Origin of the sequence: Rhizobium sophoriradicis (assembly GCF_003939025.1) — a bacterium.
GTDB lineage: Bacteria > Pseudomonadota > Alphaproteobacteria > Rhizobiales > Rhizobiaceae > Rhizobium > Rhizobium sophoriradicis.
Map to the genome: position 1 here is coordinate 14,439 of NZ_RQIH01000020.1, position 13,076 is coordinate 27,514.

At 60.4% G+C, this 13,076-nt stretch carries 6 protein-coding genes and 3 pseudogenes; 4 read left to right on the plus strand and 5 right to left on the minus strand.

From position 1 onward, the window contains the following. Positions 1 to 3: 3 nt before the first annotated feature. From icmH to EFR00_RS27735, 4 genes and pseudogenes are all read right to left on the minus strand, one after another. Entirely contained in the window at positions 4 to 1,293 is a 1,290-nt protein-coding gene (icmH, locus tag EFR00_RS27720; protein WP_012489524.1) for a type IVB secretion system protein IcmH/DotU, read from the minus strand. Then, positions 1,293 to 2,459: a type VI secretion system-associated FHA domain protein gene (locus tag EFR00_RS27725; RefSeq protein WP_077991407.1), complete on the minus strand. Its 1,167-nt coding sequence runs from the start codon at positions 2,457 to 2,459 to the stop codon at positions 1,293 to 1,295. Before EFR00_RS27725 ends, icmH begins: the two co-directional genes overlap by 1 nt. Positions 2,460 to 2,520: 61 nt before the next feature. Then, on the minus strand, positions 2,521 to 3,876 hold the full coding sequence (tssK, locus tag EFR00_RS27730) for a type VI secretion system baseplate subunit TssK (RefSeq protein WP_064842673.1): 1,356 nt from the start codon (positions 3,874 to 3,876) through the stop codon (positions 2,521 to 2,523). A 483-nt stretch (positions 3,877 to 4,359) separates the two neighbouring features. Continuing rightward, positions 4,360 to 5,309, minus strand: a pseudogene (locus EFR00_RS27735) (IS481 family transposase). 228 nt (positions 5,310 to 5,537) lie between these two features. On the opposite strand from EFR00_RS27735, the pseudogene EFR00_RS27740 reads away from it, so the two are divergent. Beyond that, positions 5,538 to 6,085, plus strand: a pseudogene (locus EFR00_RS27740) (transposase); the annotation flags it as partial. Between the two features lie 1,355 nt (positions 6,086 to 7,440). Next, entirely contained in the window at positions 7,441 to 9,720 is a 2,280-nt protein-coding gene (locus EFR00_RS27745) for a hypothetical protein (protein ID WP_125864868.1), read from the plus strand. 1,292 nt (positions 9,721 to 11,012) lie between these two features. On the opposite strand, the pseudogene EFR00_RS33720 reads toward EFR00_RS27745, so the two are convergent. Further along, positions 11,013 to 11,398: pseudogene (locus EFR00_RS33720) on the minus strand (IS3 family transposase); the annotation flags it as partial. Between the two features lie 93 nt (positions 11,399 to 11,491). Between EFR00_RS33720 and tssA the strand changes: the two are divergent. After that, positions 11,492 to 12,484: a type VI secretion system protein TssA gene (gene tssA / locus EFR00_RS27760; RefSeq protein ID WP_064842670.1), complete on the plus strand. Its 993-nt coding sequence runs from the start codon at positions 11,492 to 11,494 to the stop codon at positions 12,482 to 12,484. Positions 12,485 to 12,519: 35 nt separating this feature from the next. Next, the gene (gene tssB, locus EFR00_RS27765; protein WP_064842668.1) at positions 12,520 to 13,074 is read left to right on the plus strand and encodes a type VI secretion system contractile sheath small subunit; all 555 of its coding nucleotides are present in this window, start codon (positions 12,520 to 12,522) and stop codon (positions 13,072 to 13,074) included. The last annotated feature ends 2 nt before the right edge of the window (positions 13,075 to 13,076 follow it).

The following is a 13,076-nucleotide window of genomic DNA, read 5'->3' on the forward strand; positions in this document are numbered from 1 at the left end:
TCTTCATTGTGTCTTTGTGATGATGATTTGAATCCGACGGTTCCGCGCGCGGCCCTCGGGCGTGTGGTTCGAAGCGACCGGTTCTCCGCTCCCTCTGCCCTCTTCTCGCACGCGGCCTGGGTCATCCATCATGGATTTGATAATCTCGGCAGCTGCGCTCGCACGCGCGAGCGAAAGGGAATCGTTTGAAGGGAAGGCGAGTGATTGCACCGGAATGGCGTCGGTGTGCCCGGTCAGGAGGACCGATCCCGACTCACCGTTCAGAGAACGACCAATTCGTAAAAGAAGCGGCAGGAACATTTTCTTCACTTCCGGACTAGCAGAATCGAACATCCCGGAGGCGCGAATGATAACGACGATCTGCTGTGGGTCCTCGGACACAGTGACAAGCCCTTCGCGGATTTCGGGCTCGAGGAAGTTACGCAGTCGGTCGCTGCTCATAACAACCTTTGGTGGCAATGCGATTCTCGCCGATCTGACAACGCCGTTCGGCGGCAATGTCGCGATATCGTTGAAGACAGCGTCGGCGCGGGCATTTAATGCATGCAGGAGTCCGGTATAGATCGAGAGGAGTAATCCTGCCCCAAACGCTACGACGGCCCAGATTGGAACGATTGTGCGGCGTGGCTTCGGATTATTTGAGTTCCTCCGCCAGTGCGGGGATAGTTCGCGCTCGAAGTCACCACGGGCTGCTCGGATCAGGCGGTAGACGTCTTCGCACAGCACACTGAGCTCTGCGGCTCCTCCCGCAGTGACGCGGTAGCGGCCTTCGAAGCCCAACCTCATGCAGTAGTAGAGCAGCTCCAGCAGTTCTATATTGATGGCCGGTTCATTTTTCAATTGCGTCAGCAGATCGAAGAAGCGCTCGCCGCCCCAGGTATCGCTGAACAGCGATCCCACCAAGCTGCGCGTCGTCCAGACGCTGTTGCTGCCCCAGGCTGTGTTCAGAACGATGTCATCGATGGTCGCGCAGAGGGCGTATTTGCAGACCTTGATCGCTCGCGAGGGCAATCCGAGCGGCGTGATCCGACGCTCAAAAGCATCGATCTCCCGCAGCACCCTAAGGCGCAGTGCTTCAACGTCGATATGGCTAGCACTGCTCTTGAGCTGAGCGCTGAGACCCAGCAGCGCCGCCGCGGCCGCGACCAGTGGATTAAGTCGGTCGAGCGCAAGCATCTCCCAGGTAAGTTCGTCCGCCACTGGCGATGACGGCGAAGGGACAGCCAACTGCTCCTCGGCGTGAAGGAGGACGAGTGGCTGGGATTTTGGCATCGTTTCCTCAATCACCATCATCAACCCGCCCACTTCCCTTCGGAGCGGACGCTCTCATCGTGGGATCGGCGGGCGGGTCGACTACGCTCTCGCACTGGGCGCGCGAAGTCGGCGCCGAAGCTCCGGAGCAAATCGGTTTCGATGCTCGATACGACGTCATTGAAGACGCGCACGTACGCGCTCCGGTTTCGCGCCTTATGGTTGCGGTGCAAAAGGGAACGGGGCCGCCCCATCGCCTTCTCGATCCCTGCTAGGGACAAGCGTGCACGAACGCTGGACAGAGCCTTCTGCACAGCCGCGAATGACACGTCATGCGTCCCACGGTCGGTGAAGGCTTGCTCAACGGCCAGGTCTCCGCGGAGGAACCCGCTGGAGTCATTGCACAGAACTGCGAGCAACGCCTCACCGACATCGGGAACGAGACTCAGGGTTTTTTCGTCGGAACTCTTATTTCTGAATAATTGTTCGCCAGCTCTCGCTCGGAGAGTATGCTGTGCAGCGCGGCGGAATACAGAAGCATTTTCCCTGCACGATCCAGCACGCTTACGATGCCGGCATTCCGGACATCTGCCAATGATAAGCCGCAGGCGGCAAGGAAAGCCGTGACCGCCGCTCGATGATTCTTGGCGAGATGATTGCTCCACCTTGGGTTGCGTCAAGATGGGGGCCCGATCTGGCACACTGTCTGCGTAGATATCCCACGGACTTCTCATCATGCCCGCCAGCGCGTCTAAACGAGTGCCTAAGAACGGCAATGGTAGGAACTCGCCGTCCCTCAGGTCCAGCAGCGCTTCTTCACCCCGGGTGCAATTGCCCGCCAGGAGCGACGAGGCCGTTTCGAGGGGGCCAAGAAGACTCAACTCCTCACTTGTCGCTGCAAGTTGTCCCTCCGGTTCGGCGGCACTCTCCGCAATGGATATCGAAGGCGACACCGCGACGACATCGGTCCTATAGGCGCCGATCTGAATAAAATCGCTGGTTTTCCGGGCGACCGGCGCCTCTGACGGAAGCGGCACCGCCTCGTCATTTTGACATGTGTCGTCGCGGCCTCGGTCGATCAGTACGTATCGCCGTGCCATGCACTCGATTGAGCAGTGGGATTTCGAGACCATCTGTTGATCATCCGGCAGAACCAGGCTGTTGCCTGCTCGGCTGGTAGTCAGTCCACCAGCCGCGTCGCCCGGCACGAGATATTCCGGAAAACTACATCTTTTGCTGTGTACACGTAGCGTGAGGGGCATTGGTGGGCTAACTCAAATGTGGGTTCTGTCCGGCTCGGATGGCCCAGAGAGCCATTTCGAGATTTGGGAAGTCGCCAGCAACGTGCAGCGCCAAGCCGGCGGATTGGGGCATCTCCTTCCAGAAGCGGCTATTTTGATCGATCTCGAAATAGCTGAATCCAACATGGAACGGGATCTGACGCGGCGCGACCGGTAGGGGATTGATGATAATGCCGGGCAGTGCGACATTGACGAGTTCCGTGATTTTCTCCGCCGGGCCGATCTTAATCTGAGACGGGAACTCGCGCCGGAGGCGCTCGACCTCAATATCAGCCCGAGCAGCCAGCACGAAGCTCGAGGTCGTAAAGAGAGAGCGGTCGGCCACCTCAGCCACATGGACACCGTATTTTTGCCGCTGCAGCGGTACGGGGACCGCAGTCTGCTCAATCACTGCACCCAGCGAAGCCCGGATCGACTGCATCACTGGCAAAAACGCCTCCGCGAGAGAGTCGTGCTTGTAAACACCAAGGGTCGGGGCACGTTTATCGACGCGGGCGAACGTGGCTAGTTCACCCGCCAACTGGAGCATGACAACATACAGCGATTCCGGATTTACAACGGCGGCCTTGGACAGGTGGCAGAAGTACGGCTCGTACCGATTGATCGCCTGCAGCAGAAGGAAGTCCGCGAGCTCTGCAACCCGGTTCGTTCCCGACTGAGAGACCCGAGTGGCCAGAGCTTCACCACGATGGTGAAGCAGGCCGGTGATCTCAGTGATGTAGTTCGAGAGGACCCGGGAGCTGGCGCAGTCGGGGGTTGGCGGCACGTGCGTTTCGTCCAGAATGATCTGTCGGTCGGCCCGGACCTCTATGATACGGGCGATTGGGATGCAAGTGTAGCCAGACCGGTCTGCCGCGTCCGGCAGCAATCGAAAATCCAGCCTCGCTACGTCGATGGAGGCGCTGCCTCGCTCGCCAGCGTTGGTGTCGACAACATCCTCAGTGGAGACTGCGAAGCGGATAGGTACGTCAATTCCCGCTTGCGCGTCGGTTTCAAGAGCGCCGGGTTGATAAAACGGTACCGCCAAGTGAATAAGCGAATCTCGAAAATCCGGCGGAACGTCGTAGGGAGTTGGCTGGTTGGCTTCGTCAGGAATACTGAAGGGCATCCCGTCCTCCAAGACGCCGCGAGCCGCTTCGATGGCGATCTTTCCGAGACCAAGCAGCTCTCGATTGAGCCGCAGCTCGCTGATACCCCACCCGTACCCATGCAAAACCGCCGTCCTGCTGCGCACCAGCTGTTCGACGTGACGATCGGCCTGCTGAAAATGCTGCGGGCGGAGGAACAAGCCCTCCGACCAGACGACCCTATTATTCCACGACATTCAAGACTCGCCTCGCGTCCACCTGACAGAACGGCTTTCTCCGTAAAAGTAGCAGAGCTTCACTGCCCCCTTGCATGCACATCTGATATCCAACAATGCGCTGGTAGAAGGGCATCGCGTGTCGGGACAGCTCAGATATGCAAGCGCCGAAGCTCATCAGGATTGGTCATGAGCCCCCTTGCAGCGCGACAAGCAAGGGGTCTCATCTAGACTGTCGCTCAGTAGCCCGTTGCCCTCAGAGCCTTATTGGTCGTTCATGTTCACACTGACCTACAACGCGCCAATTCGCCTGTCCTGTCACTCGTACGGGATGAATCTCGCAAATGACCGCCCGGAAGCCTTGAGAGCCGGCGCCGCAAGTACGGGGCCAAAAGAGCAGCGCAACAGGCAAGGTGACACGTGATGCGCATTGCCTCGTCGAAAATGTTCCTGAATACGCTGAGGCAGTGCCGCCGCCAACATCGTCTTCACGCGCCGCCGCCCCTAGGTGTTTAGTCCCGGCATTTGATGGATGGGGTCGATGATGAATCGATCCGGCTCCAAAGTCCATTGTCTGCAGATGAACTCGTAAGGCGTAAGGCCCTTTAGCGTCTTGAGCCGGCGCCCGAAATTGTAGGCGTCGATAAAGTCAGCCAGATGTTTTTTCAACTGCGCATGATCGTCGTAGTGGAAGCGCTTGACGGTCGCCTCCTTGATCGTTCGGTTCATCCGTTCGACCTGTCCGTTGGTCCAGGGATGCTTCACCTTGGTCAGGCGATGCTCGATGCTGTGATCGTCGCAGACCCAATCGAAGATGTGCTGGAAGGCATTTCGATCACAAGCTCGGTTGGTGAACTGAATGACATTGTCGGTCAAAACGGTGTGAATGGTGTAGGGCACTGCCGTGATCAGATTGCGCAAGAACTGAGCGGCATTCATCTTGCCGGCTTTGGTGTAGAGTTCCGCGAACGCGAACTTGGATGTTCGGTCAATTGCGACAAAGAGATAGAGCTTGCCCTCGGCCGTCTGCACCTCGTCAATATCGATGTGGAAGTAAGCGACCGGATAGCTTTTGAACTTCTTCTTCGGCTCCTTGTCGCCTCTGACCTCCGGCAGACGTGAAATGCCGTGGCGCTGCAAACACCTGTGCAACGACGAACGCGTCAGATATGAAATGGTCGGCTGAAGAGCGTAGAGGCAATCATCGAGCGGCAGCAACGTGTGCCGGCGGAAGGCGACGATAACGGCTCTTCTTCGAGGGAAAGGGTCGTCGAGTGCGGGTCCTTTGGGCCTGTAGGAAGGTCGACCAACGATGTCCGCTTCTTCCATTTCGCCACGGTTTTCTGGTTGATCCCGTATCGCTTCGAAAGCGTTCTCAGGCTCTCTTCACTATTTTGTATTGCTCGACGGATTGCCTCTGTCGTCGTGGCGCTCCCGTGTAGAACCTGGCCCATAGTGCTTCCCTCCATGCCAAGGAAAATATTGCACCATCAAATGCCGGGACCAAACACCTAAAGCGCCTTGACGACCAGCTTAGCGATTAGACAACCACCTCCTGGACACGATCCACGAACCGGTTGCAGTCCCGGTTCGCGCCAGGTGCGGGATAGCAGCCCTGGCGGCATGGATCATTCATGCGGCGAAGATAGGCATTTCCACATTTGGTGATGCCCAATAGCTAGCGAATGGGATATGCGCTGCGCCTCATGTTGGCGCGCGAGCACATGCTAGATGGCACGGTGGAGATCGACCGTTTTCATCTCGGTGAGCGACCGAGAATGGATCCGGACGGTCTACCGCCTGGACGGGGCCGAAAAGGCCTTTCGATACATGCAGGGCGCGCGACGGCGAAAGGGATCGAACCGCAACCTGCCTGATGGGCGGTGAGGCGTTCATGGCGATTGGCAAGAGCTTTGCTACGCATGAGAACGTAAAGCATTCGAGCCGCGAATTCGTCCAAGTCGCCGTCCACTCGGTGGGAGGTTTCAAGGCCCGGGTCCGCCGCACCATTGCCGGCGTCTTTCATCATATCAGCCCGCAGCATGCCTTGTCTTTCCACGAGATCGGCTTCCGCTGGTCACAGCGCATTGTTACGGGCCAGGCAGTGCGGATACTAGTCACGGCTGCCGCCGGCGCTGCGATTGCTGCAAGTCTTTCGCGCTATTACCGGCCGGCAATGCGCAGAAGTCCGGATGCCGGGATCATCGTTAAATCTCCCAGCCTTTTGTGATAAGGCCGCGTTGTTTAGCGGAAGCCAGCAAGGAGTTCGAAGACGAAGGCCGACCTCACTGGCGCCGCAATTGGCGACAGTTGCCACTACCCAGGTATCGGTGGGCCAATCCCACCATAGAAGAGATCATGTCGATGTTTCGTCGTAACCGGCTTGCGCGGCACCGGCGGCCGTCAGCGTTGATAGCAATCCGTGCCGATCGCCACATCAAGCGCGGACCTCCGGTCTGGAGAACGGGTCGTCGCTGCATCTCTCGAAGGATCGCCGCTGTTGTTATGGGTTCACGCAGGAGCTGCGCCATAGCCGTTCACTAACCGGATGCGAGCATATCACCTGTGCATGCAACCCAATACCGGGACTGCGCTAGTTTGAATCGCGGGCTCTTCTCCGTGGTTTTCGAGGTTCTGCTGCAATGATGCGTTTACGCTACCAGTTATCAACGGCCTGGCCATGTCTTCGGGATCTGCCGGCCTCCCGTCACCTGAGCTCGATTCCGCAGAGCCGCCCCATGCCACAACAGCAAAAAACGGGACCCACGGTGATTAAGCGGCGTCTGAACGAGGCTCGGCAAGCTGGAGCGGTCGATGGTCGCAGTCGCGCCCCTTGCACTCTGGTTAAGTCGCTTGAGCCCCTGATAAATTCTGACCTTCCGTCAGCAGTCGGTGCTCGACAGCTGACCCCTTGTTTCCTGAAGGCCATATCCCAGGGGGGTGAGCATGGTTGACAGGGACCCTCGGACTAAGGGGCAGTGCTCTTCGCGGCCGGATGAGGGCCGGCACCCAGCGGATCAAAAAGCGCAGTCTTCAGTGGCGCGTGTCGATCAAGTGGCCGACAACTTCAATTCGGACGACATCTGGCAAGAGAATTCTGTATTGCGTTACGTGGAAAGGCTAAGCGTCCACCAGCCAAGCCCGCCGACCGAGCTTCAAAGCCCTGAAGAACAAACCCCGCAAATGATGGCTGACATGACGGAACTGACGAGAGTTCCGGTCGTCCCGGCAGAGACCGCGTTCAACCTCACGAGGACAACAGATGAATACAATAATGCCGATCGCACTATTCACCTCGTCGAGGGCCAGCCGCTGGAGACTGGCCCTCAGCGCGGGGGGCTGCATGGCCTTGGGAATTTAGAAGCCTCAGCGGTTGCCGGGCCCACCGAGGTGCCGGGTGGAAGAGAGGAGCATTCGGCCATGTCCGAGGTGCCCGCGGAGCCCAGCGATCCGACCGGTGGCGGGCGCAAGAGGCGGACTACTGAGAAGGACGCAGATCCCAGGCCCAGCCGCAGGCAGACGTTATATGCTCAAAGGCCGCAGGCGTTGGCGCCTGATCTCAGCGCCGCGAATGCCGGCATAATCGTGGGGGCCTCAACGGGCGATCTCGTCAATCGAGCGGCGTTCCGGACGGTGTCGGCCCAGGACCAGGCGAGGCTGGACGAAATCGCCAGGCAGACACCGCGGCAGTCGAGGCAGAGCAAGGGGGCGTGGGCGGACGCGCTGAAGGCGGCCCATCCCGATCTCAGCGCCGCCGATGCCGCCGTAATCGTGGGCGTCGTAAAGCGGGTTATCGCCAGGAGGGCGGCGTATCGAACGGTGTCGGCCCAGGACCGGGCGAGGCTTGACGAGATCAAGGCGGCGACACCGCAGCTGCCGGGGCAGAGCAAGGGGGCGTGGGCGGACGCGCTGAAGGCGGCCCATCCCGATCTCAGCGCCGCCGATGCCGCCATAACCGTGGGCTCTTTTAAGGACGATATTGCAAGGAGGACGGCGTTCCGGACGGTGTCGGCCCAGGACCAGGCGAGGCTGGACGAAATCGCTAGGCAGACACCGCAGCTGCCGGGGCAGAGCAAGGGGGCGTGGGCGGACGCGCTGAAGGCGGCCCATCCCGATCTCAGCGCCGCCGATGCCGCCATAGTCGTGGGTGCCGTAAGGCAGGATATTGCTAAAAGGGCCGCGTTCCAGACGGTGTCGGCCCAGGACCAGGCGAGACTGGACGAAATGGCGGCGGTGACACCGCGGCTGCCGGGGCAGAGCAAGGGGGCGTGGGCGGACGCGCTGAAGGCGGCCCATCCCGATCTCAGCGCCGCCGATGCCGCCATAATCGTGAATGCCGTAAAGCAGGATATTGCTAAAAGGACAGCGTTCCAGACGGTGTCGGCCCAGGACCAGGCGAGGCTGGACGAAATCGCCAGGCAGACACCGCAGCTACCGGGGCAGAGCAAGGGGGCGTGGGCGGACGCACTGAAGGCGGCCCATCGCGATCTCAGCGCCGCCGATGCCGCCGCCATCGTGGGCGCCGTAAAGCGGGTTATCGCCAGGAGGGCGGCTTTCCAGACGGTGTCGGCCCAGGATCAGGCGAGGCTGGACGAAATCGCTAGGCAGACACCGCGGCTGCCGGGGCAGAGCAAGGGGGCGTGGGCGGACGCGCTGAAGGCGGCCCATCCCGATCTCAGCGCCGCCGATGCCGCCATAATTGTGGGTTCCGTAAAGCATAATATTGCTAAAAGGGCGGCGTTCCGGACGGTGTCGGCTCAGGACCAGGCGAGGCTGGACGAAATCGCTAGGCAGACACCGCAGCTGCCGGGGCAGAGCAAGGGGGCGTGGGCGGACGCGCTGAAGGCGGCCCATCCCGATCTCAGCGCCGCCGATGCCGCCACAATCGTGGGCGCCTTAAAGGACGATATCGCCGTGAGGGCAGCGTTCCGGACGGTGTCGGCCCAGGACCAGGCGAGGCTGGACGAAATCGCGGCGGTGACACCGCGGCAGGGGCGGAGCAATGCGGCCTGGGCGGACGCGCTGAAGGCGGCCCATCCCGATCTCAGCGCCGCCGATGCCGCCACAATCGTGGGCGCCTTAAAGGACGAAATCGCCAGGAGGGCGGCGTTCCGGACGGTGTCGGCCCAGGACCAGGCGAGGCTGGACGAACTCGCTAGGCAGACACCGCAGCTGCCGGGGCAGAGCAAGGCGGCCTGGGCGGACGCGCTGAAGGCGGCCCATCCCGATCTCAGCGCCGCCGATGCCGCCGTAATCGTGGGTGCCATAAAGCAGGATATTGCTAAAAGGGCGGCGTTCCGGACGGTGTCGGCCCAGGACCAGGCGAGGCTGGACGAAATCGCGGCGGCAACACCGCGGCAGGGGGGGAGCAATGCGGCCTGGGCCGATGCGCTGAAGGCGGCCCATCCCGATCTCAGCGCCGCCGATGCCGCCACCATCGTGGGCACCTTTAGGGACGATATCGTCAGGAGGGCGGCGTTCCGGACGGTGTCGGCCCAGGATCAGGCGAGGCTGGACGAGATCAAGGCGGCGACACCGCAGCTGCCGGGGCAGAGCAAGGGGGCGTGGGCGGACGCGCTGAAGGCGGCCCATCCCGATCTCAGCGCCGCCGATGCCGCCATAGTCGTGGGTGCCGTAAGGCGCGATATCGCCGTGAGGACGGCGTTCCAGACGGTGTCGGCCCAGGACCAGGCGAGGCTGGACGAAATCGCTAGGCAGACACCGCAGCTGCCGGGGCAGAGCAAGGGGGCGTGGGCAGACGCACTGAAGGCGGCCCATCCCGATCTCAGCGCCGCCGATGCCGCCATAATCGTGGGTGCCTCGAAGAAACGGATAGCCAGGAGGGCAGCGTTCAAGGTGATATAGGACGGCTCACGACTCATCACCACATTCCCTAGGAACTGCACCATCATGTGCGTTGGTTGTCCACCACGGGATTGCATGAGCATGTGAGAGCGCCGAATTTTTCTTCAGTCTGGAGGCCAATACCTGGCTCGAGATCGATATTTAGGGGCACGACGGCGGGCGCATTCCGGCTGACTAACACGCCGAGAGCGACCTCGTCTTCGACGGTCGGGATCGCAGAATGTCGGCTCGCATGCCGCTGCGACCATCAGCCCGCTCCTCGCAAGATTGGCGCCAAGGCCGCCGTCGAACGATGGCGAGGAGGCAAGTTTTTCCAAAACTTTCTTTAGCATAGAGGTAGAAGGATCGCTACAGCGGGGTTGCAGTGCGCGGGCGGCTAGGGTGACTAAGTGCGTGCACTCCACGACCGTCAAACGGGGTCGGTGTCCGTCAATTCGAAATCGCAGGGATCTGCACGAGAGACCGCGTGGTTGCCCTGCACGACTAATGGAAGCAGGGTCGACAGTCACGTTGGGATGCGATAGGTGCGCGATAGAACGGGAGATTGGCGGCGGGACTCGATTCTTTTTAGAAGATCACGCAAAGCCGCATCACACCCATTGTCAAAAGTAAATACCGCGACGATGGTTATTAAACTTCAGACTTCCGTCGAAAACGGCAATGGCGCTCACGAAGGAGGCCGGCCGCTGCGAAACCCCGCCATCTCCGCACCCCACTCCTTCGCTCCAACTGGGAGCAAAATGAATGAGGCAACGTGCGAATCTCGGGGAGCATCGTTACATGCGGTCAATACGGATCTCATCCAGATTGTCGCCCTATATGCCTCGTGCGGCGGTCCGGCGGAGCGCAGGAGATATATGCCGTTGAAGTGCTCGAGCCGTTCTACCACTGACGCCGGGGTCGCTGCACGCGCGATGGACCCGCCGGCTGGCCGCTCGTTCGATGAGGGTCCGCGCGCCGACACCCCCAAGAGCGATCGCCGAGGACGCCATCCACCTTATGCAGCAACTGGCGCGGAGGCGGCCGCGCGAAGACTTTGTAGTTGGAGGCCTTCAGGCTCACGTTTCCAACGGTACTCCGCAGGTTGCCCTTTGCAACGACTGCCCGACGATGTCAATTCAATCTGGCTGAGCTTGTACCGTCAAGTTTATCCAGTTTGGGGTTCGCTCCAGCGGTGGGTTGCGCATCTGCGGCGGCATCGGCGGGTTTAGGTGCGGAGACCATTCCGGCTGCGCAGCACTGCATCACGTCGCGGGTTGACGATCTGGGCGAACTCTGCAGGGTTAGTCAGCCGAGGCCAGAGTGCTTGGCTTGCCACGCTCCTCGATAACCCGATCCAGTCCACAGGCGACCGCAGGCCGGAGAGCGAAGTATCGGCGACGAGAGTCCGGCTTTCCTCACGACCATCAGAAGCCTGAACCCGCGCTATAGGTGAGTTGATCCGACACGAAGTCCAGCGACCAACGATCATTGGCAGCCAGCTGGATCAACACCAACGCTTGCCTTTCGCTTGTTTCCGGCCACGGCGCTTGCGCATCGTGAGCTTCTCCTCCCGATGGACCCGGAAGAGCTTCTTGTTGTTCACAAGGTGTCCCTCGCGCCTGAGCAGCACATAGCTGCGTCAAGATCCGAAGCGGCGGCATTCACGCCCCAAGCATTCACGACATATACGAATGTCGATTGTGCATGAGCAATCGCGTCTGCTCATTGCTAAACATTGAGAAACAGAGGCGCGACGATCTTTTATGTCGGGAAAACTGGGATTTGGGTCATGCTCGATGCGGATCATCTATTAAAACCGATCAGCGACGGCAACGCATGCGGGGATGCTCTCGATTACGATTTGAGCTTCCTGGAGCTGGAGATAGCGTCGCATGGCAAGCCGCACCAGCAGATAGGCGACTCCATCGCCACCGGGGAGGCTCCCGATTGGACAGAGGTGTGGCGGCTTGGCCTCGACCTTTCTGCCCGCACTAAGGATCTAAGAGTCGGCATCTTGCTCACACGATCCGCCCTCAGTCAGTTCGGCTTCTCTGGTCTAAGTCGGGGGCTTGAGCTGCTCGCGGCCTATGTCGAGCTCTACTGGTCAGAGCTACATCCGCGACCGGATCCAGAAGATGACGAAGATCAGACCGTTCGCCTCAACGCTCTAGCGAGCCTCTGCGATCTCTCCGGGCTCTTGGCAGAAATACGCCAAGTTCCACTCACCTCCTCCAGGCAATTCGGGACTTTTACGCTCCGCGATTGGGCTGGTGCGCTACGGTCCCAATCTACGGAAATTGATCGTTCGACCATCGAGCACGCCTTCATCGACACCGATCCACTGCAGCTCGAGCAGATCAGCACTGGTCTCCACGCCAGCCTGGCAGCCGCCACCCATCTAGACGCGAGTGTTCGGCAGCACGTCGCGAGTGACGAGGCCGTTCGATTCGACCCTCTGATAGTGCTACTCACCCAGGCCAAGGATCTGGTCGACGCCCATCGGAAAAGGGCCCAGCCTGCAGCCCCGGCATCTCCATTGCCAGACTCTAGCGAGGCCTCTTACCCCGAAGTGATCCGCAACCGCGATGACGTTGTCGAAATTCTTGGCCGCATTTGCCACTGGTACCAGGTGAATGAGCCCGCGAGCCCGCTGCCAGCCCTCCTGGAGCGCGCGCAGCGACTTGTCTCGAAGGACTTCATGGCTCTTATCAAAGAGTTGGCGCCAGAAGGGGTTGCCCAATACCGTTCGATTGCCGGTCTGGCGGTCGGCGAGGGCACGTGACGTGCGCAATCTTCCCTATCAGGAGAGTGGAACACATGACAAAGGCGAGTAGTCAAAAGTTCATCGCGCGGGTTCGTCCGCCTCGTGTACAGATCGAATACGACGTCGAGACCTATGGCTCTCAGAAGAAGGTTCAGCTTCCCTTCGTGGTCGGCGTGATGTCCGACCTCGCCGGCAATGCTGCCGAGCCGCTTGCCCCTGTCGCGGAGCGCAAGATGATGGAGATCGATATCGACAATTTCGATGATCGGCTCAGATCGCTGAGGCCCAGGGTGGTGATGCGGGTGCCGAACCTATTGACTGGAGAAGGCCAACTCGCTGTCGACTTGACGTTCGAGCGGCTCGAAGATTTCTCGCCGGCGGCCGTGGCGCGCAAGGTCGACAGCCTTAGCAGGCTGCTCGAGGCGCGAACGGAGCTCTCCAATCTGCTGGCCTATATGGACGGGAAGAACGGTGCCGAAGAGTTGCTCACCCACTTCCTCGCGGATTCGGCACTGCTAAGCGCCCTCGGCAATGGCATGGAGACTGAGAAGCCTGATGCAGTGGTTGCCGCTCCGCCATTGGCATCCCCAGACACAGAGGAGAACTGATC